Below are 19,276 nucleotides of genomic sequence, written 5' to 3' on the forward strand. Positions count from 1 at the left end.
GTCCCCTCGCTGTCGCCCCGTCCCGCGCCGGGCGTCAGCCCTCGACCGCGCTCGGGGAGGTGATCTCGATGGTCCCGTCGACGATGCCCTTGCGCACCGTCTCCAGCTCCTGCTTCAGGGCGTCGGGGACCTTGGACTCGAACTGGTTGAAGGGTGCCAGCCCGACGCCCTCGTTCTCCAGGGTGCCCACGTAGGACCCGGTGGGGGCCTCGCCGTCGGCGGCGGCCAGGACGTACTCCTCCACCGAGCCGGTGAGGTTCTTCGTGACCGAGGAGAGGAAGAACTGGCAGTACTGCTCGGCGCTGACGCAGCCGTCGGTGTCCACCCAGAGGAGGTTCAGCTTCCCGCCGGAGGCCTCGGCGGCGGCACCGGCGCCCAGGCCCGCCTGCCCGGCCACCGGCATGACGATGTCGGCGCCCTGGCCCACGAGCGTCTCGGTGATGGAGCGGCCCGCGGCCTGGTCGGTGAAGCTGTTGGCGAACGTGCCGCCCTTGGGGTTCTTCTCGTCCCAGCCCAGGACCTTCACGTTCGTGCCCTTCTGGGCGTTGTGGTGCTGCACGCCCTCCCAGAAGCCGTCCATGAAGATGGTGACCGGCGGGATGGGCAGGCCGCCCCAGGTGCCGACGACGCCCGTCGTGGTCATCCCCGCGGCGAGGTAGCCGCCGAGGAACGCCGCCTCGGCGGTGTTGTACTGGATGCCGTAGACGTTCTCCAGCTCCGAGGAGGAGTCGATCTCGGCGAACGACTGCTCGGGGTTGGCCGTGGCGACCTCCTTGACGCTGTCGGCCATCAGGCCGCCGACGCCGATGATGGTGTCGCAGCCCTGCTGCACCTGCGCCTGCAGGTTCGGGGTGTACTGCGTGTCGTCGGCGGAGGGCACGTAGGAGATCTCCACGGCGGGGTTCTGCGCCTTCGCCGCCTCCATGCCCGCCCACGAGGACTGGTTGAACGAGCGGTCGTCGACGCCCCCGGTGTCGAGGACCATGCAGGCCTTGAACGCCTCGGTCCCGCCGGACGCGCTCCCGCTCGCGGAGGGCGCCGAGCCCCCCTCGGTGGGACGCTCCCCGCAGGAGGCCAGCAGCAGGGCGGCCGCACCCAGGGCGGCGGCGCGCGCGATCTTCGTGGACACGGTGGGAACCTCCAGACCTCCGGGCCGGCGCCCGGGCTCCTCACTGTAGGAGGCGCCCCGGGCGTTGCGGCGCAGACTGCCCGGCCACCGGGCAGTCGTTACCTCCCCGCAATGCGCTTCACGCGCCGCCGGTGGGCAGATCGACCAGTGGACGGCCCCCCAGTTCGGCGTCGGGGTGCAGGGCCGTCGCCACCAGCAGCCGCACCCCGACCGGGATGCACGCCTCGTCCGGCGCGTAGTCGCCGCGGTGCAGGTCGTACGTCGGGCCGCCGGGGGTGCGGGTGCCGAGCCGGGCCATCGCCCCGCGCATCCGCTGCAGGTACCAGGCGAAGTCCTCCCCGCCGAGGGACTGCCGGGTCGTCTCCACGGCGGCGGGACCCAGCTCCCCGCGCGCGGCGGCGTCCAGGACCGCCGCGGCCGCGGGGTCGTTGTCGACGGGCGGCACACCCCGCACGAGCGTCACCTCCGCCTGCACCGCGTAGGGCCGCACGAGGTCGTCCACGACGCCCTCCACGAGCTCGCCGGCGTGCCGCCACGCGTCGGACTCCATGCAGCGCAGCGTCCCCGTCGCCCACCCCTCGCTGGGCACCGCGTTGGGCGCCTCCCCGGCCCGCACCGCACCCCAGGTGAGGTTCAGCCCGGAGCGGGGGTCCACCCGGCGGGAGAGCACGGCGGGCAGCTGGGTGACGACCTGGCCGAGGGCGAAGACGAGGTCGCCGGCCAGGTGCGGGCGGGAGGTGTGCCCGCCGGTGCCGCTGAGGCGGACCCGCACGGTGTCCGACGCGGAGGTGATCGGCCCGGCCTTCAGCCCCACCCTGCCCACGTCGACGCCCGGGTCGCAGTGCAGGCCGTACAGGGCGCTGAGCCCGTCCACCGCCCCGGTCTCCAGGACGTCGATCGCGCCGCCCGGCATGACCTCCTCGGCCGGCTGGAAGACCAGCCGCACCGGGTGCGGCAGCCGCCCGGCGCGCGCCAGGTCCGCCAGGACCAGCCCGGCGCCGGCGACGCACGCGGTGTGGATGTCGTGGCCGCAGGCGTGCGCCACCCCCGGCAGCGCCGAGGCGTACGGCAGGCCGGTCGTCTCCTGCAGCGGCAGGGCGTCGAGGTCGGCGCGCAGGCCCACCCGCGGCTCGCCCTCGCCGACGTCGGCGAGCAGGCCGGTCCCGGGCAGCCGCCGCACCCGCAGCCCCGCCGAGGCCATCGCGTCGGCCAGCAGCGTGGTCGTGCGGTGCTCGTCGCGGCTGCGCTCGGGGTGCGCGTGCAGGCTCCGGCGCAGGGCGACGATCCCGCCCGGCCCGTCGAGATGGGGCGCCAGCAGCGCTGCCAGGTCACTCACAGTACGTCGACGCTAGAGCACGTCCCCGCGCTCGGCCTCGCGAGCGCGCTCCACCAGGCGTTTCACCTCCTGCGAACGGGCCCTGGTGGTCACCATGAGGGCGTCGGGGGTGTCCACCACGACGACGTCGTCGAGGCCGAGGATGGCCACGACGCGCCCGGACGCCGGCACCACGAGGCCGCCGGTGACGCCCTCGGTGAGGACGAGGTCGGCATCGCCCAGGACGCGGGGGCGGTCCACGTCGGCGGGCAGCAGGTCGGCCAGGGAGGCGTAGTCCCCGACGTCGTCCCAGCCGAACGTCGCGGGCACCACGGCCACGCGGCCCGCGGCGGCCGCCGGCTCGGCGACGGCGTGGTCGATGGCGAGGGCCGGCAGGGCGCCCCAGCGCTCGGCGAGGACGGCGTCGCGCTGCGGGGTGTCCCACGCCTCGGCGATCTCCTGCAGCCCGGCGTGCAGCTGGGGGGTGTGCTCGGCGAGCAGCTCCAGCAGGACGTCGGCCCGCGCCACGAACATGCCGCCGTTCCAGCGGTAGTCGCCGGTGGACAGGTAGGCCGCGGCGGTGCGGGCGTCGGGCTTCTCCTTGAACTGCACGACCCGGCGGGCGTTGGGCGCCCCCTGCAGGCGCAGCCGCTTGCCCAGGCGGATGTAGCCGAAGCCGGTGGCGGGGTGGGAGGGGGCGATGCCGATGGTGACGACGAAGCCGCGGCGGGCGGTGACGACGGCCTGCTCCACGGAGGACTCGAAGTCGTCGCGCCCGGAGATGACGTGGTCGGCGGCGAAGGAGCCCAGGACGGCGTCGGGGTCGCGGCGCACCAGCACGGCGGCGGCCAGGCCGATGGCCGCGGCGGAGTCGCGGGGGCTGGGCTCGCGCAGGATGTTGCGCTCCGGCAGCTCCGGGAGCTGCTCGGCGACGGGCCCGGCGTGGGTGCGGCCGGTGACGACGAGGGTGCGCTCGGCGCCGGCCAGCGGCTGCAGGCGGTCCCACGTGGCCTGCAGCAGCGTGCGGCCGCGGCCGGTGAGGTCGAGGAGGAACTTCGGGCGGTCCCGCCGCGACAGCGGCCACAGGCGCGTGCCCGCCCCGCCCGCGGGGACCACGGCGTAGAAGTCGCTCAGGTCGATGGTGGCGTCCTCCAGCTCCGAGTCCCCCCACTGGGGCACCACCGGGGCGGAGTCGTCGGGGACGGGCAGGCCGGGCGCGGAGGGGTCGGCCGCGGAGGGGCCGGAGGACGGTGCGTCGCTCGCCATGGGCGGAACCTACCGGCTCGCGGGCCTCCCGCGGCACGGCCCCGCGGCACGCCCGTCCGGGCAGGAAAGCCTTTCCTGGGCGGGACGGCCGGATCCGTGGTAACGGGTGAGTCCTTCGTCACAGTCCGCGGCGACGGCCCCTCTCGGGGGGACCGCGGGCACCCCGGTGCCTACGATATTCACAGGACGCTGCCGTTCCCGTGCGGGTTCCCCACCGCGGTCAGGCGCCCACGAACCTCGAGGGAGGACACCGGTGGCCACCAGTCTCACACCCACCGCGCAGGGTGGCCCGAAGAAGCAGGGCGGCCCGAAGAAGCCCGTCGGTACCCTGTACCGGGGGCGGGAGGGGATGTGGTCCTGGGTCGCGCACCGCATCAGCGGCGTGGCGATCTTCTTCTTCCTTTTCGTGCACGTCCTGGACACCGCCACGGTGCGCATCTCCCCGGAGGCGTACGACGCGGTCATCGGGCAGTACAAGAACCCCGTGATGGGCGTCGGCGAGCTCGGCCTCGTGGGTGCCGTGGTGTTCCACGCGCTCAACGGGATCCGCCTGGTGCTCGTCGACTTCTGGTCCAAGGGCACCCGCTACCAGCGCCAGCTCTTCTGGGGCGTCATGGTGCTCTTCACCGTGCTGATGGTCCCCTTCTCGATCCGCCACCTCACCTTCGTCTTCGGCCACTGAGGTCCCCATGAGCTCTCCGACCGACACCTCGGGCACCGGCGGCTACGCCCCCGCCCTGGAGGCGCCGCGCTCCCCCTACCGCCGCAGCAAGGCCACCCGGACGAACTGGGAGCTGTACGGCTGGCTGTTCATGCGCATGTCCGGCGTGCTGCTGCTCGTCATGGTCTTCGGCCACCTGTGGGTCAACATGGTGGCCGGGCAGGGCATCAACCAGATCGACTGGGGCTTCGTCGCCGGCAAGTGGTCCAGCCCGTTCTGGCAGACCTGGGACCTCATCATGCTGTGGCTGGCGCAGCTGCACGGCACCAACGGCGTGCGCACCATCATCAACGACTACGCCGAGCGGGACGCCACCCGCTTCTGGCTGAAGATGGGCCTCTACACGGCCACGACGCTCGTGCTGGTCCTCGGCACCCTGGTCATCTTCACGTTCGACCCCTGCACCGACCCGGCGTCCACGCTGGCGGTCTGCCGCAGCGGTAGCTGACCCGTCCCGAGAGAGGCACCAGCCCATGCAGACGCACAAGTACGACGTCGTCATCGTCGGCGCCGGCGGCGCGGGCATGCGGGCCGCCCTGGAGGCGGGCCAGCGCGCCCGCACCGCCGTCCTGACGAAGCTGTACCCCACGCGCTCCCACACCGGTGCGGCACAGGGCGGCATGTGCGCCGCCCTGGCCAACGTGGAGGAGGACAACTGGGAGTGGCACACCTTCGACACCGTCAAGGGCGGCGACTACCTCGTCGACCAGGACGCCGCGGAGGTGATGTGCAAGGAGGCCATCGACGCGGTCCTGGACCTGGAGAAGATGGGCCTGCCGTTCAACCGCACGCCCGAGGGCCGCATCGACCAGCGACGCTTCGGCGGGCACACCCGCAACCACGGCGAGGCCGCGGTGCGCCGCTCCTGCTTCGCTGCGGACCGCACCGGCCACATGATCCTGCAGACCCTCTACCAGCAGTGCGTGAAGCACCAGGTGGAGTTCTTCAACGAGTTCTACGTCCTGGACCTGCTGCTCGTCGACGCGGCCGACGCGCGGACCGGCGCGGAGATCGAGGGCATGGAGGAGCGCCCGGAGGGCGGCTCGCAGGAGAGCGGCGTGGACGGCGGCCCCGTGGCGGGCGTCCCCGCGGGCAAGCGGGTCTCGGGGGTCGTGGCGTACGAGCTGGCCACCGGGGAGATCCACGTCTTCCAGGCCAAGGCCGTGGTGTTCGCCACCGGCGGGGCCGGGAAGGTCTACAAGACCACCTCCAACGCGCACACCCTCACCGGCGACGGCATGGCCATCGCCTACCGCCGCGGGCTGCCGCTGGAGGACATGGAGTTCTTCCAGTTCCACCCGACGGGCCTGGCGGGCCTGGGGATCCTGCTGTCGGAGGCCGCGCGCGGTGAGGGCGGCATCCTGCGCAACGCCCAGGGCGAGCGGTTCATGGAGCGCTACGCCCCCACCATCAAGGACCTCGCGCCGCGCGACATCGTGGCCCGCTCGATGGCCAACGAGGTGCGGGAGGGGCGCGGCGCCGGCCCGAACAAGGACTACGTGCTGCTGGACCTGACGCACCTGGAGCCGGCCCACATCGACGCCAAGCTCCCCGACATCACGGAGTTCGCCCGCACCTACCTGGGGGTGGAGCCGTACACCGAGCCGGTGCCCGTCTACCCCACCGCGCACTACGCGATGGGCGGGGTGCCGACGAACGTCAACGCCGAGGTGCTCAGCGACAACACGACCGTCGTGCCGGGCCTGTACGCGGCCGGCGAGGTGGCGTGCGTCTCCGTGCACGGCTCGAACCGCCTGGGCACGAACTCCCTGCTGGACATCAACGTCTTCGGCAAGCGGGCGGGCATCGCCGCCGCCGAGTACGCCGTCCGCGCCGACTGGGTGGCGCTGCCCGAGGCGCCGGCGACGGAGACGGTGGCGCTGCTGGAGGGGATGCGCAACCGCGCGACGGGCGAGCGCCCGGCGGCGATCCGGCAGGCGCTGCAGGACACGATGGACGCCAACGCCCAGGTGTTCCGCACCGAGACCACCCTGAAGCAGGCCCTCAGCGACATCGACCGCCTCAAGGAGCGCTACTCCCGCGTGGTCGTGCAGGACAAGGGGAAGCGGTACAACACCGACCTGCTGGAGGCGGTGGAGCTGGGCTTCCTGCTGGACCTGGCGGAGGTCATCTGCCTCGGCGCGCTGGAGCGCAAGGAGTCCCGCGGCGGGCACTTCCGCGAGGACCACCCGCACCGCGACGACGTGAACTTCATGCGGCACACGATGATCTACCGCGAGCAGGGCGCGGACGGCGGGCTCGTGAACCGCCTGGACTTCAAGCCGGTCGTGCAGACCCGTTACCAGCCGATGGAGCGCAAGTACTGATGGCACCCGACCGCGAACCCGAGGCCCGCTCCACCACGGAGGAGGGCCCGCTCGAGACGAACGCCGCGGCCGGCCCCGCGAAGTCGGCCGACGCCGCCCACGCGGGCCCCGGTGGTGCGAAGCCGCGCGAGGAGCGCGGCACCGACGGGCACGGCGGCATCCCGTCCTTCGACGTCACCATGCGGCTGCGCCGGTACAACCCGGAGCAGGACACCGAGCCGCACTGGGAGGACTACACGGTCACCATGTACGGCACGGACCGCGTGCTCGACGCCCTGCACAAGATCAAGGGTGAGATCGACGGTTCGCTGACGTTCCGCCGCTCCTGCGCCCACGGCGTGTGCGGCTCCGACGCGGTGCGCATCAACGGCCGCAACCGGCTGGCGTGCAAGACGCTCCTGAAGGACCTCGACGTGTCCAAGCCGGTGGTGGTGGAGCCCATCAAGGGCCTGCCCATCGAGAAGGACCTCGTGGTGGACATGGAGCCGTTCTTCGCGGCCTACCGGGAGGTCATGCCGTTCCTCATCACCTCCGGCGCCGAGCCGACCCGCGAGCGGGTGCAGTCCCAGCCGGACCGCGAGCGCTTCGACGACACCACCAAGTGCATCCTGTGCGCGGCGTGCACGTCGTCGTGCCCGGTGTTCTGGACGGACGGGCAGTACTTCGGCCCGGCGGCGATCGTCAACGCGCACCGGTTCATCTTCGACAGCCGGGACGCGGGCTCGGACCTGCGCCTGGAGATCCTCAACGACCGCGAGGGCGTGTGGCGCTGCCGCACGATCTTCAACTGCTCCGAGGCGTGCCCGCGCGGCATCCAGATCACCAAGGCGATCAGCGAGGTCAAGCAGGCGCTCATCGCGCGCAAGCTCTGACACCGGCGCCACGAGGGGCCCGGGGGCACGTGCCCCCGGGCCCCTCGCGCGTCCCGGTGCCTCGGCTGCCCGGGCCCGGCGCCTCAGGTCCGCGGGGCCCGGCGCCAGCCGCGTACGCCGAGCACCCCGATGGCGGTGCCGACGGCGAGGCTGACGACGACGAGCACGAGGTGCACGAGCAGGAAGGCCTGCGGGGCGCCGTCCGCGAAGGACCTCTCGTCGCGCCAGATGTTGCGCAGGAAGTTCGGCCAGATGAACCACGTCCACAGGCCGACGGCGATCAGGAAGCCACTGGTCCGGCGGGTGAGCACCACGGGCCCATCCTCCCCCAGCGCCGGCGCCCGCCCACGCCCGGCCCCGCGCGGGGCCGGGCGTGGGCGGGCACGGTGGCCGGCTCCTTGCAGCCTGGCGCCACTGGCGCCAGAATGGCGCCATGCCGAGTGTGCAGATCAAGGACGTACCCGCCGAGGTCCACGCCGTCCTGCGCCGGCGGGCGGCGATGTCCCACCGCTCGCTGCAGGAGTACCTGCTCGCCAAGCTCATCGAGGAGGCGAGCACACCCTCCCTGGACGAGGTGCTCGACCGCGCCGGAGGCCGCGCCGGTGGGACGCTGTCCTTCTCCGCGTCGACCGAGGCGGTGCGCGACGACCGTGATCGTCGTTGATGCCAGCGTCCTGGCGCCCGCACTGGTCGACGACGGGGACGACGGGGACACGGCCCGCTCGCGCCTGCGCGGTGAGGTCCTCACCGCGCCGGAACTGATCGACCTGGAGGTCGTCTCGGTCCTGCGCCGGCGCACCGCCTCCGGCGCGCTGGACGCCCGGCGCGCCGACCTCGCCCTGCTGGACCTCCTGGAGATCCCCCTGCGCCGCGCCGGCCACCGGGCGCTGCTGCCCCGTTGCTGGGAACTGCGCCACACCGTCACCGCGTACGACGCGGCCTACGTCGCCCTCGCCGAGGCGCTGGACGTCCCGCTGCTCACCGCCGACGCCCGCCTCGCCGGGGCCCCCGGTGTCACGTGCCGGGTGGAACTGCTCCGCTGACGGCGAGCGGCCGCGACCTCCGCGCGCGCAGGTGCAGCGCCGCCACGACCGCCCCGCCGGCCAGCAGCGCCAGCTCCAGCGCGGTGGCGTACGCGGCGTGCACGAGGTGCTTGCGGATGTCGGCGTACCCGTCGCCCAGCACCGCGGTCGCCGCGAGCACCGCCCCGGACGCCGCGCACACCGCGAGCGCCGCCCCCCACTGCCGCAGCGGCGCCGCCCGCGCCCGCAGCCACAGCCACGTCCCCGCCGCCGCGCCCAGCACCCACAGCAGGGCGAACCCCGGCCAGCCCGCCGGGCCCACCACGGACAGCACCGCGGCCCCCGCACCGTCGCCGTGCACGGCGCGACCCCGCCCCGGCGCCGGGGCCCCGGCCCGCTCCTCCTCGGGGACCACCGTGTCCGCCTGCCGCGTCACGTGTGGGTCGGCGAGCTGCTCGGCGGCCTCCGCCAGCAGGGGCAGGGCCAGGGACGGGTGCCGCGCGTAGTGCGCCAGCAGGTCCGCGCGGCCGAACCCCGCGTGCGCGCTGGGGTAACCGGCAGCGGTGAGCGCGTTGACCGGGTCCCAGACCTGGGTGCCCGCGAAGGGCGCCAGGGCCGGGTCCAGCCCCAGCTCCCGCAGCGTCCCCGCCGGGTCCGGGGAGTCGTGCAGGACCGTCGCGAACAGCAGGTTGTACTGGTTGGTGCGCCAGTAGTCCCCGCCCTGCCCCGCCAGCACCGCACCCGCCGCCGCCACCACCGCCACGGCCGCCGCGGAGCCGGCCGCGACCCGCCCGCGCGCGGGCACCCGCCGGGCCCGCCACGCCTCCACCAGCAGGACCGCCACCACCACCGCGACCAGGGTCACCACCTGCGCCTTCACCGACACCAGCACCACCCCCGCACCGCCCAGGGCCAGCAGGTCCCGCCCGCGCGCGGCCCCGCGCCCCGCCGCCCGCAGCAGCAGCACCACGAACGCCGTCAGCGCCAGGAAGGCCCCCGCGTCGGCGTAGGGCGCGGAGGCGTACGCCAGGAACGTCGTGTCGCACGCCACCAGCACCAGCGGCACGGTCAGCAGCACCGCGGTCACCGCCCGCGCCCGCCACGCCAGGACGGCCGTCGCGGACAGGGCGCCGGTGAGCAGGCACACCAGCACCCCCGTCCAGCGCAGGTCGTACCCGCCGGTCAGGGCCGTGGCCGCCGCCACGACGGGGCGCAGCAGCAGCGCCCACGACGACGGGGCCTGCGTGCCGGGCAGCGCGCACCAGTCGCGGACCTGCGCCGACGCCGGCCGGTGCTCGAACCACGCCGAGACGTGCTGGAGGGAGCGGGTCGGCTCGATGCCGAGCCGGCAGGTGAAGCGCTGCCCGTCGCCGTTGTCCGCGAAACCCAGGTCGGCCCCGGCGAAGAGCACCACCGCGGCCGCCGCCGCCGCGAGCACGCCCAGCGCGGCGGCGAGGAGCGTCCTCACCGCCGCCGGCGCAGCACCGAGACCAGCGCCCCCGCCGCCAGGCCCGCGGCCCGGCGCGCCCCGAGCACCGCGCTGGTGCCGACCGCGCCGAGCAGCAGGCCCGCCGCCAGGGTGGTGTGGTCGTGCGGGCGCGCGGGCGGCGGGGCGCGGTGCGCCCCGTGGAAGGTGCGGGCCTGCTGCTCCTGGGGGGCGTGGAGGGTGCCGTGCTCCTCGGCGTTGGTGGCCGCCCACGCCGCGGCGAAGAGGGTGAGCCGGCCGATGAGGTTCATCAGGACCAGGATCACGACCAGGCTGGCCGCCGCCTGCAGGAACGGGTTGTCCGCGCTGCGGGAGGCGACCTGGGTGCCGATCTGCTTGAGGATCCCCAGGCCCACCCCGCCGATGACGGCCCCGGAGAAGAGGTCCCGCAGCGGCACGTCCGCACCGGGCATCAGCCGGAACACCGCCAGGAACAGGGCGGTGTCCACCACGAGGGGCACGAAGATCCCCAGCCCGCGCAGCAGCGCCCGGCCCACCGGGGAGCCCTCCACCCCGAGCAGGCCCAGGACGAAGTCGGCGGCGGCCGTGCTGGCCACGACGGAGAGCACGGAGACCAGCAGGCCCAGCCCGATCACCAGGAACACGGCGATGTCGTAGAGCTTGAGCACCACGACGTTGCCGCCGCCGGCGTCGTCGCCGAAGACGGCGCGCACGCTCTGCCGCAGGGCGTCCATCCAGCCCAGGCCGGTGATCAGCAGGGTGACCAGGCCGACGCTGGCGACGACGCCCAGCACGTCGCGCCGCAGCCAGTCGTCGACGTAGATGCCGGGTTGGTCCACGCCGGAGGAGGTGCCCGGGTGCAGCAGCCCCGGCAGGTAGGAGTTGACCCCCTCGACGATGCCCTCGACCAGCTGCGGCTGCCCGCGCAGCGTGGAGCCGAGGAAGCTCAGGCCCACCGCGAGGGCGGGGAAGAGGGAGAAGAACGCGAAGTACGCGATGCCCCCGGCGAGCACGTTGCCGCGGACCTCGGAGTAGCGGTTGTAGGCGCGCACGGGGTGCGACGCCTTCACCGTCTCCACGGCCGCCGCGGCCTGCTCCTTCGCGGACGTCATCGCCTCCACCTCTCCGGGTGCCCTGCCGTCCGCGTGCGCGGTGGCTGTGGCTGTGGGACGACTACCCGCGCAGCGCGACGGGGAACCTGAACTCCTCGCGCACCCGCCAGATGCCGTCGTCGCCGTGCTCGTACAGGCAGAAGCCCGTGACGGTGAAGCTGGCCTCCCAGTTCCGCAGGGTCTGCTCCGCCCGGTCCAGCGCCCCGTCGTCCACGTCGTGCGCGACGGTCACGTGCGGGTGGTACGGGAAGACCAGCTCCCGCTGCAGCGGGCCGCCGCGCACGGCGGCCTCCAGCAGCTCGCACTCCGAGATGCCCCGCGCGAGCTGCACGAACACCACCGGGGACACCGGCCGGAACGTCGCCGTGCCGCGCAGGTGCATCGGGAAGGGCGCGCCCGCCTCCGCCACCGCCCGCAGGTGCGTGCGCACCGCGGCGAGGTCCTCGTGCCGCAGCAGCGTCGGCGGCAGCAGCGTCACGTGCGGGGGGATGCGGTCGGCGAGGGGGTCGCCGAACTCGCTGCGCCAGCGGGTCAGCTCCGCGTCGTAGGGCGGCGGCACGGGCACGGCGATCCCGATGGTGCCGGCGGCCGCGCCGCTGGACGGACCGGCCGCGCTCACCTCCCGGCCGCCAGCAGGCCCACGCGGTCGTAGGCGAGCGCCAGCGTCTCGGAGGCGATGGCGCGGGCGCGGCGGGCCCCCTCGGCCAGCAGCTCGTCGAGGGTGGCCGGGTCCGCCAGCAGCTCCAGGGTGCGCTCGCGCACGGGCCCCAGGGCGTTCGTGACGACCTCGGCGAGCTCCTTCTTCAGGTCCCCGTAGCCGCGGCCGGCGAAGTCCGCCTCCAGCTCCGGCACGCCGCAGCCGGACAGGGCGGCGTGGATCGCGAGGAGGTTGGACACGCCCGGCTTGTCCACCGGGTCGTAGCGGACCTCCCGGCCGGTGTCGGTGACGGCCGAGCGGATCTTCTTCGCGGTGACCTTCGGGTCCTCGAGCAGCTCCACGATGCCCGCCGGCGAGGAGGACGTCTTGCTCATCTTCGCCGTCGGGTCCTGCAGGTCGTAGATCTTCGCGGTCTCCTTCAGGATGTGCGGCTCGGGCACCGTGAAGGTGCGGCCGTAGCGGGAGTTGAACCGCTGCGCCAGGTCGCGGGTCAGCTCCAGGTGCTGGCGCTGGTCCTCCCCCACGGGCACGCGCGCCGCCTGGTAGAGCAGGATGTCGGCCGCCATGAGCACCGGGTAGGTGAACAGGCCCACGGTGGTGCCCTCGGCGCCCTGCCTGGCGGACTTGTCCTTGAACTGCGTCATCCGGCTGGCCTCGCCGTAGCCGGTGAGGCAGCCCAGCAGCCACGCCAGCTCCGCGTGCTCGGGCACGTGGCTCTGCACGAAGAGGGTGGAGCGCTCCGGGTCCACGCCCGCGGCGAGGTACTGCGCGGCGGTGCGCCGGATGCGCTCGCGCAGCGCCGCAGGCTCCGGCGAGACGGTCAGCGCGTGCAGGTCCACCACGCAGTACAGCGCCTCGTGCTCGTCCTGCAGCGCCACCCACTGGGTCAGCGCCCCCAGGTAGTTGCCCAGGTGCAGCGAGTCCGACGTGGGCTGCATGCCCGAGAGGATGCGGGGCCGGCGGAGGTCTGCACCGGCGGAGGCTGCGGAGGGGGCGTGCTCGGGCATGGCGCCCATCCTGCCAGCCGTGCCGGGGGTGCTCACCGCACCTCTCCACCACCGTGCACGGGCCGCAGGACCAGCGACAGGCGCACCGGTGCAGCCCGCAGGTGGTGCTGCGGCAGGGTCGCCGGCCCGCAGGAGCCGGAGCCGATGCCGTGCTGCCCGGCGTCCAGCGTCACCCGGACGGCCCCCGAGTCGGCGAGCTCCGCGGTGTGCCGGGCGGCGTCGAGGGCCTCGGAGGTCCAGCGGCGCACGGTCAGACCGAAGCCGCCGCCGGCCGCGCGCACGCCCGGGTGCGCCTCGACGCGCACGCCGCGGCCGGTGGCGTCGGTGATCTCCGCGGAGCGCACGTCGGCGCGGCGGCCGTTCTCCTGCGGCAGGACGTAGGGCGTCTGCATCGCGTCGACGTCGGAGCGGAAGCGGCCGACGAGGGTGGCGGCGCCGGTGTCGGGGTAGCACTCCCCCGGGCCCCGGCCGAACCAGCGGACGTGCGACAGCTCCCGCGGCAGGCTCAGGCGCAGCCCCACGAGGGGCAGCAGCGCGGGCACGTCGCCGTACGGGTCCACCGCGAGGTGCAGCGCCAGGGAGCGGGCGCCGAGGGAGGACCACCCCCAGGTGACGTCGAACCCGGCGTCCGTCCCGGCGGGGGCCACCCGGGAGCGCACGAGGAGACGGGAGTCGCGCTGCTCCACGGCGAGGGTGCGGTGTCGCAGCCGGTGCAGCCCGAACGCCCGCCAGGCGGCGGCCACCGGCTCGCCGTGGTGGCCGGCGTCGTTGTCGGTCGGCGCCCGCCACACGTCCAGCCGGGGTGCGCCGACGGCCACGCCCCCGAGGTCGAGCAGGTCGCCGGTGCGCGCGTCGAAGGTGCCCGGCCCGAGCAGCAGGTCCGGGCCGCGCCGCACGAGGGGCGGGCCGCCGGCGAGGGAGACGGTGCCCTCCCCGCCGGGCAGCCGCAGCTGCCCGGCGGCGACGACGTGCCCGGCGGGTGCCCAGGGGGTGTCCTCCCGCAGGACCGCCCGCACGGTCAGCCACCGCTCCACGAACGGCTCCGGCGGCGCCGCGTGGCGGACCTCGGCGGGCACGTCGAGCACCGCGGCCGAGCGCGGGCCCACCGGCGGCACGGGCAGCTCGCCCTCCGCCACGACGGACCCCTCGTCCTCCACCGTCCACAGCAGCCGCAGGTGGGACAGGTCGCGCACGTCGTGGCGGTTGAGCAGGGTCAGCCGCGCGGGGTCGCCCGGGTCGGGCACGAACCGGACCGGGGCGATGACGGCGGCGAGGTCCAGCAGGCCGGGTGAGGGGGTGCGGTCGGGGAACAGCAGGCCGTCGGCGACGAAGTTGCCGTCGTGGACCTCCTCGCCGAAGTCGCCGCCGTACGCCCAGCGCTCGCGGCCCTGCGCGTCCCGCTGCCGCAGGCCGTGGTCGATCCACTCCCACACGAACCCGCCCGCGCAGCGGTCGGAGGACTCGAACAGCTCCTGGTACTCCACCAGGCCGCCGGGTCCGTTGCCCATGGCGTGGGCGTACTCGCACTGCACGAACGGCATGGCGCGCCGCCGCGCGTCCAGCACCGGGTCCGCCAGCGGCTCCTCGGTGCGGGTGGCGATCGCCGCGACCTCGGCGTGCGAGGCGTACATGCGGCTGTAGACGTCGACGGAGGGGCTGTCCCGGTCGTGCTCGTAGTGCACGAGGCGCGAGGAGTCCCGCCCGCGCGTCCAGGCGGCCATCGCCTCCAGGTTGCGGCCCCGGCCGCTCTCGTTGCCCAGCGACCACATCACAACCGACGGGGAGTTCTTGTCGCGCTCGACGGTGCGGCGCATCCGGTCGAGCATCGCCTCCGCCCAGCGGGGGTCGTCCGAGGGGTTGCCCCGCCAGTCCACCAGCCAGAAGCCGTGGGTCTCCAGGTCGCACTCGTCGACGACCCACAGGCCGTGCTCGTCGCACAGCTCCGGGAAGCGCGGGTGCGGCGGGTAGTGGCTGGTGCGGACGGCGTTGACGTTGTGCCGCTTCATCAGCAGCACGTCGGCGAGCACCTCCTCCTCCGTCACCGCCCGCCCGCGGTCGGGGGAGAACTCGTGCCGGTTCACCCCGCGCAGCCGCACCGGGACGCCGTTGACGGTGAACACCCCGTCCACGACGGCGACCGTGCGGAAGCCGATCCGCAGCCGGACCCGCTCGGTGGTCGTGACGACCTCGGCGTCGTACAGGCGCGGCACCTCCGCCGACCACGGCTCCACCACCTCGAGCGCCACGTCCCCACCGCACCCGGCGTCGATCCCGAGCTCCGGCACGAGCAGACGCGCCCGTGCCCCGTCGCGGGTGAGCGCCTCCACCCGGAGCAGGCCACCGCCCGAGGCCGCGTCGTAGCCGGCGTGGACGAACACGTCCTCCACGCCGCCCGCGGGCCGGGCCAGGAGGGTGACCTCGCGGAAGATCCCGGACAGCCACCACATGTCCTGGTCCTCCAGGTAGCTGCCGGAGGACCACTGGTGCACCCGCACCGCCAGCACGTTGTCCCCCTCGCGCAGCGCGCCGGTGGCGTCGAGCTCCACGGGCAGGCGGCTGCCCACGGACCGGCCCAGCTCCAGACCGTTCAGCCACACGGCGAACGCGGAGTCCACCCCCTCGAAGCGCAGCACCGCGCGCCCGCCCGCACCGGCGAAGCCCGCCGGGACGCGGAACGTCCGGCGGTGGTCACCGGTGGGGTTCTCGTCGGGCACGTGCGGGGGGTCGACGGGGAACGGGTAGGTCACGTTCGTGTAGGCGGGCGCGCCGTAGCGGCCCTCCCCCTGCAGTTGCCAGTGCCCCGGCACCGCGAGGGTGTCCCACGAGCCGTCGTCGAACGCCGGGTCGGTGAAGTCGGGCGGGACGTCCGCGCGCGGCGAGAGGCGGAAGCGCCAGCGGCCCGAGAGGTCCAGCCGCGGGGCGTCCGAGCGCAGCCACGCCCGCGCGGGCAGCACACCCCGCACGGGGAAGTGCTCCTCGTACCAGGGCCCGGTGCTCATCCCTTCGTCGCCCCCAGCGCCAGGCCGGAGACGAAGTGCCGCTGCAGGGCGAAGAACACCAGGACCGTCGGCAGCGCGATGAGGACCGACCCGGCCGAGAGCAGGTTGTAGTCCGTGAAGTACTGGCCGCGGAGGTTGTTCAGGGCGCTGGTGATGGGGAACTTGTCCCCCGACTGCAGCAGGACGGTCGCCCAGAAGAACTCGTTGTAGATCCACGTGACCTCCAGGACCGCCAGCGCCGCGAGGGCTGGGCGGCACAGGGGCATCGTGACCTGCCAGTACTGCCGCCAGATGCTCACGCCGTCGACCTGCGCCGCCTCGTACAGCTCGTACGGCAGGGTCCGCATGTAGTTGCTGAGCACGAAGGTGCAGAAGCCCGTCTGGAAGGCGACGTTGACGGCGATGACCGCGTAGTAGGTGTCCAGCAGGGACCCCGAGTAGCTGAACCAGTACGGCACCTCGACGGCGAGGAAGAACCGGTAGAGCGGGATGAGCAGCGCCTGCGGCGGCAGGAGGTTGGCGGCGGTGAACAGGCCCAGCAGCGCGACGTCGTACCGGAAGCGGAACCGCGCCAGGACGAACGCCACGGCGGAGGACAGCAGCAGGGTGAGCAGCACCGCCGGCACGGTGATGATCACCGAGTTGAGGAAGTAGCGCCCCAGCCCGCTGCCCTGCCAGGCGTCCGCGAAGTTGGCGAGCGTGAAGCCCCCGAACGACACGTAGCCGTTGGCCTGGGTGAAGGAGTAGTCGCGGAAGGAGTTGTACAAGGCCCACGCCAGCGGGAAGAGCCAGGCCAGGGACGCCAGCAGCAGGAAGACCACGACGAGGCGGTCGCGGCCCCGGGCGGGCCGGGCGGTGCGCGCGGGGGTGACGGCTGCGGGCGCCGCGGCGGTGGTCGGGGTCAACGCTCCTCCCGGAAGACGATGCGCAGGTAGACGGTGATGAACACCATCGAGACGACCAGCATGATCGTCGCCAGGGCGGAGCCGAAGCCGATGCGGCTGGCCTCGCCGAGGATGTTCTGCGTGACGAGCGCGGCGATCAGCTCCAGGCCGTTCGTGCCCCGGTTGATGACCCAGACGATGTCGAAGGCGCGCAGCGAGTTGATGACGGTCACGACGAGGACGATGACGTTGACGGGGCGCATCACGGGCAGGACGACGCGGAAGAACGTCTGCACCGCACCGGCGCCGTCCACCTGCGCCGCCTCCTTCAGGGACGGGTCGACGCCCTTCAGGCCCGCCAGGTACAGCACCATGATGTAGCCGACGTGCGTCCACCCCGTCGCGACGATCGCGGCCCACAGGTTCCAGTCCCGGTCGCCGAAGAAGTCGATGCGGGTGCCCAGGACGGCGTTGATCAGGCCCTGGTCGCGGGAGTACAGCAGCTGCCAGACGAACCCGACGAGGGCCAGGGAGAGCACGACGGGTACGTAGAGGGCGGTCTGGTAGAAGCGGCTGCCCCGCAGCTCCCGGTCGACGAGGACGGCGAAGAGGATGCCGAGGGGGGTGCCCACGAGGAAGAGGGCGGCCAGCCAGGCGGCGTTGTGCCGCACCGCCGGCCAGAACGGCGGGTAGTTGGTGAAGATGTCCACGTAGTTCTGCAGCCCGTGGAACTCGATGCTGCCCAGGCCGCCGATGCCGTCCCAGCGGGTGAAGGACAGCAGCACCGACGCGATCGCCGGCAGCCAGACCAGCCCGACGACGACGAGCGCGGGCACCCCCACCATGAAGGCGACCACGACGCGGTCGGAGCCGCTGAGCCGCCGCACCGGCCTGCCGGGGACGGCCCGGCCGGCGGCCCGCGGGGCGGGGTCCGCGCGGACGGCGGCCCTCCCGGGGAGGTTGTCGCTCACACCCGTCTCCTCGCTCGGCCGGTCAGGAGCCGAAGATGCTCTTCTTCTGGCTCTCGATGGAGTTCAGCAGCCCGTCGATGTCGGCCGGGTCGTCGATGAAGTCCTGGATCGCGGGGATCATGACGGTGGAGGCGAAGTCCGGCCGGGTGTCGCGGTCCATGAACTGCGAGATCGAGCCCGCGCTGCTGACGTACTCCACGCACTTCTTCTGCAGGGCGGTGTAGCCGCCGGTGTCGGTCCCCGTGTTCGCGGCGATCAGGGAGGGGTTCGCCTTCGACATGACCGTCCCGGCGTCCCCGGTGCCGAGGTAGGCGAGCAGCTTCCGGGCGCCCTCCTCGTTGCGCGGGCGCTTGGAGAGCATGAACCCGTCGATGGGGGCCTCGACGGCGTCGGCGCCGACGGCGGGGTCCACCTCGGGGAAGTTGAAGAAGTCGAGGTCGTCCTGCTCGGCGTCGGGCCACTGCTCGCCGATGAAGGAGCCGATGAGCATCATCCCGGCCTCGCGGTTGACGACGGCGGTGGCCGCCTCCTGCCACTCCCGGCCGTTGGCGGCCTCCTGGTGCAGGGGCAGCAGCTCGCGCCAGGTCTCGAACACCGCCTTGACCTGCGGGGAGTTCCACGCCTCCTCCCCGGCCATGAGGCCGATGTGGAAGTCGTAGCCGTTGATGCGCATGTCCAGCTGGTCGAAGGTGCCCATCGCCGGCCAGCCGTCCTTGTCGGCGAAGGCGATCGGGACGATCCCGTCGCGCTGCATCTGCGCGCCGAGGGTCTTCAGCTCCTCCAGCGTCGCCGGCGGCTGGTAGCCGCGCTCGGCCCAGAGGGACTTCCGGTAGAACACCGCCCAGGGGCCGTAGCTGGTGGGGACGATGTACTGCTTGCCGTCGGAGCCGGTGGCGGCCTCCTCGAAGGCGTCGCCGTAGCCGCTGAGGTCGGCCCAGACGTCGCTGAGGTCGCCGGCGAGGCCCTTCTCGGCGAAGAAGCGCATGCGGAAGCCGGCGAACCAGGTGAAGACGTCGTCGGGGCTGCCCTGCAGGTAGTTGTTGATGTTGTTCTGGAACGTCTCGTGCTCGATGGTGTTGATCCTGACGTCGACGCCCTGCTTCGCCTTCGCGTCGGCCACCAGCGCGGCCATGACCTTCTTCGGCACCTCGTCGGAGGCGTTGGAGCCGAGGGTGACGGGTGCGGAGCCCGAGCCGCTGCCGGCGTCGCCGCAGGCGGCGAGCAGGCCGGGCACACCGAGGGCGCCGGCGGCGAGGAGGCCGCCGCGCAGCAGGGAGCGGCGCGGCAGGGACGTGCTCGGGCGGGTGGCCGCGACCGAGGCGGGCAGGAGCCGGGCCAGGTGCTCGGCCTCGGTGCTGGGGCGGGACATCGCGACTCCTTCGTCGGGCTCCGGCCACGGACCGCCCACCGGCTGCGGCGGAACGTCCGCGGACTGCGCTGAACGGGTGGCAGCGTCATCCGGATCACCAGCACTGTCAAGCAACCGCGCACAAACGCTCAGTGCGTGTCGCCGCTTCGTGTTCGGTGTTGTTGACTTCTGAGCAGG

18 protein-coding genes are annotated in these 19,276 nt (G+C 73.7%); 6 read left to right on the top strand and 12 right to left on the bottom strand.

Translation table 11 applies throughout. The features are described from left to right. Positions 1 to 34: 34 nt before the first annotated feature. The 3 genes from ACYQBY_RS15220 to ACYQBY_RS15230 all read right to left on the bottom strand — a co-directional run bounded on the left by ACYQBY_RS15220 (position 35) and on the right by ACYQBY_RS15230 (position 3,710). Positions 35 to 1,129 carry a BMP family lipoprotein gene (locus tag ACYQBY_RS15220; RefSeq protein ID WP_459644724.1) on the bottom strand — a complete coding sequence of 365 codons (1,095 nt, stop codon included), beginning with the start codon at positions 1,127 to 1,129 and terminating at the stop codon, positions 35 to 37. Positions 1,130 to 1,247: 118 nt separating this feature from the next. Next, positions 1,248 to 2,465: an amidohydrolase gene (locus tag ACYQBY_RS15225; RefSeq protein ID WP_459644725.1), complete on the bottom strand. Its 1,218-nt coding sequence runs from the start codon at positions 2,463 to 2,465 to the stop codon at positions 1,248 to 1,250. 12 nt (positions 2,466 to 2,477) lie between these two features. After that, the gene (locus ACYQBY_RS15230) at positions 2,478 to 3,710 is read right to left on the bottom strand and encodes a mannose-1-phosphate guanylyltransferase (RefSeq protein WP_459644726.1); all 1,233 of its coding nucleotides are present in this window, start codon (positions 3,708 to 3,710) and stop codon (positions 2,478 to 2,480) included. Positions 3,711 to 3,963: 253 nt separating this feature from the next. Between ACYQBY_RS15230 and sdhC the strand changes: the two genes are divergently transcribed. From sdhC to ACYQBY_RS15250, 4 genes are read left to right on the top strand one after another with little or no spacing between them, the layout of a single operon-like run. Beyond that, positions 3,964 to 4,392, top strand: coding sequence for a succinate dehydrogenase, cytochrome b556 subunit (gene sdhC, locus ACYQBY_RS15235; RefSeq protein WP_459644727.1), 429 nt, complete (start codon positions 3,964 to 3,966; stop codon positions 4,390 to 4,392). Between the two features lie 7 nt (positions 4,393 to 4,399). Then, complete coding sequence (locus tag ACYQBY_RS15240; RefSeq protein WP_459644728.1) at positions 4,400 to 4,879, top strand: succinate dehydrogenase hydrophobic membrane anchor subunit; 480 nt, start codon at positions 4,400 to 4,402, stop codon at positions 4,877 to 4,879. A gap of 25 nt (positions 4,880 to 4,904) precedes the next feature. Further along, complete coding sequence (locus tag ACYQBY_RS15245; protein ID WP_459644729.1) at positions 4,905 to 6,758, top strand: FAD-binding protein; 1,854 nt, start codon at positions 4,905 to 4,907, stop codon at positions 6,756 to 6,758. Further along, positions 6,758 to 7,630 (top strand): succinate dehydrogenase iron-sulfur subunit, encoded by an 873-nt coding sequence (locus ACYQBY_RS15250; RefSeq protein ID WP_459644730.1) that lies wholly within the window; start codon positions 6,758 to 6,760, stop codon positions 7,628 to 7,630. The genes ACYQBY_RS15245 and ACYQBY_RS15250 overlap by 1 nt, the downstream gene beginning before the upstream one ends. A gap of 83 nt (positions 7,631 to 7,713) precedes the next feature. On the opposite strand, the gene ACYQBY_RS15255 is transcribed toward ACYQBY_RS15250, so the two are convergent. Beyond that, positions 7,714 to 7,944, bottom strand: a complete 231-nt coding sequence (locus ACYQBY_RS15255) for an SCO4848 family membrane protein (RefSeq protein ID WP_459644731.1) — start codon at positions 7,942 to 7,944, stop codon at positions 7,714 to 7,716. Between the two features lie 119 nt (positions 7,945 to 8,063). Between ACYQBY_RS15255 and ACYQBY_RS15260 the strand changes: the two genes are divergently transcribed. Next, on the top strand, positions 8,064 to 8,294 hold the full coding sequence (locus tag ACYQBY_RS15260; protein WP_459644732.1) for a FitA-like ribbon-helix-helix domain-containing protein: 231 nt from the start codon (positions 8,064 to 8,066) through the stop codon (positions 8,292 to 8,294). Further along, positions 8,281 to 8,673: a type II toxin-antitoxin system VapC family toxin gene (locus tag ACYQBY_RS15265; RefSeq protein WP_459644733.1), complete on the top strand. Its 393-nt coding sequence runs from the start codon at positions 8,281 to 8,283 to the stop codon at positions 8,671 to 8,673. The genes ACYQBY_RS15260 and ACYQBY_RS15265 overlap by 14 nt, the downstream gene beginning before the upstream one ends. Here the strand turns inward: ACYQBY_RS15265 and wsfD are convergent. The 8 genes from wsfD to ACYQBY_RS15305 form a co-directional block, all read right to left on the bottom strand. Next, the gene (gene wsfD / locus ACYQBY_RS15270; RefSeq protein ID WP_459644734.1) at positions 8,645 to 10,120 is read right to left on the bottom strand and encodes a glycan biosynthesis hexose transferase WsfD; all 1,476 of its coding nucleotides are present in this window, start codon (positions 10,118 to 10,120) and stop codon (positions 8,645 to 8,647) included. The genes ACYQBY_RS15265 and wsfD overlap by 29 nt on opposite strands. Next, a complete protein-coding gene (locus ACYQBY_RS15275) occupies positions 10,117 to 11,211 on the bottom strand; it encodes a YihY/virulence factor BrkB family protein (protein ID WP_459644735.1) in 1,095 nt (364 codons plus the stop codon). The genes wsfD and ACYQBY_RS15275 overlap by 4 nt, the downstream gene beginning before the upstream one ends. 61 nt (positions 11,212 to 11,272) lie before the next feature. Continuing rightward, positions 11,273 to 11,830 carry a 2'-5' RNA ligase family protein gene (locus ACYQBY_RS15280; RefSeq protein ID WP_459644736.1) on the bottom strand — a complete coding sequence of 186 codons (558 nt, stop codon included), beginning with the start codon at positions 11,828 to 11,830 and terminating at the stop codon, positions 11,273 to 11,275. Further along, positions 11,827 to 12,876 (bottom strand): tryptophan--tRNA ligase, encoded by a 1,050-nt coding sequence (gene trpS, locus ACYQBY_RS15285; RefSeq protein WP_459644737.1) that lies wholly within the window; start codon positions 12,874 to 12,876, stop codon positions 11,827 to 11,829. Before trpS ends, ACYQBY_RS15280 begins: the two co-directional genes overlap by 4 nt. Positions 12,877 to 12,908: 32 nt before the next feature. Next, a complete protein-coding gene (locus ACYQBY_RS15290; protein WP_459644738.1) occupies positions 12,909 to 15,875 on the bottom strand; it encodes a glycoside hydrolase family 2 TIM barrel-domain containing protein in 2,967 nt (988 codons plus the stop codon). Then, the gene (locus ACYQBY_RS15295) at positions 15,872 to 16,780 is read right to left on the bottom strand and encodes a carbohydrate ABC transporter permease (protein ID WP_459644739.1); all 909 of its coding nucleotides are present in this window, start codon (positions 16,778 to 16,780) and stop codon (positions 15,872 to 15,874) included. Before ACYQBY_RS15295 ends, ACYQBY_RS15290 begins: the two co-directional genes overlap by 4 nt. Continuing rightward, the gene (locus ACYQBY_RS15300; RefSeq protein ID WP_459644740.1) at positions 16,777 to 17,730 is read right to left on the bottom strand and encodes a carbohydrate ABC transporter permease; all 954 of its coding nucleotides are present in this window, start codon (positions 17,728 to 17,730) and stop codon (positions 16,777 to 16,779) included. Before ACYQBY_RS15300 ends, ACYQBY_RS15295 begins: the two co-directional genes overlap by 4 nt. 22 nt (positions 17,731 to 17,752) lie before the next feature. Next, on the bottom strand, positions 17,753 to 19,099 hold the full coding sequence (locus ACYQBY_RS15305) for an ABC transporter substrate-binding protein (RefSeq protein ID WP_459644741.1): 1,347 nt from the start codon (positions 19,097 to 19,099) through the stop codon (positions 17,753 to 17,755). Positions 19,100 to 19,276 lie beyond the last annotated feature (177 nt).

The organism is Kineococcus anabasis, assembly GCF_054590795.1.

Excerpts from the sequence above, each read along its gene's own strand:
- ACYQBY_RS15230 (WP_459644726.1), bottom strand. The coding sequence starts at position 3,710 with ATGGCGAGCGACGCACCGTCCTCCGGCCCCTCCGCGGCCGACCCCTCC.
- ACYQBY_RS15240 (WP_459644728.1), top strand. The coding sequence starts at position 4,400 with ATGAGCTCTCCGACCGACACCTCGGGCACCGGCGGCTACGCCCCCGCC.
- ACYQBY_RS15245 (WP_459644729.1), top strand. The coding sequence starts at position 4,905 with ATGCAGACGCACAAGTACGACGTCGTCATCGTCGGCGCCGGCGGCGCG.
- ACYQBY_RS15250 (WP_459644730.1), top strand. The coding sequence starts at position 6,758 with ATGGCACCCGACCGCGAACCCGAGGCCCGCTCCACCACGGAGGAGGGC.
- ACYQBY_RS15260 (WP_459644732.1), top strand. The coding sequence starts at position 8,064 with ATGCCGAGTGTGCAGATCAAGGACGTACCCGCCGAGGTCCACGCCGTC.
- ACYQBY_RS15275 (WP_459644735.1), bottom strand. The coding sequence starts at position 11,211 with ATGACGTCCGCGAAGGAGCAGGCCGCGGCGGCCGTGGAGACGGTGAAG.
- trpS (WP_459644737.1), bottom strand. The coding sequence starts at position 12,876 with ATGCCCGAGCACGCCCCCTCCGCAGCCTCCGCCGGTGCAGACCTCCGC.
- ACYQBY_RS15290 (WP_459644738.1), bottom strand. The coding sequence starts at position 15,875 with ATGAGCACCGGGCCCTGGTACGAGGAGCACTTCCCCGTGCGGGGTGTG.
- ACYQBY_RS15305 (WP_459644741.1), bottom strand. The coding sequence starts at position 19,099 with ATGTCCCGCCCCAGCACCGAGGCCGAGCACCTGGCCCGGCTCCTGCCC.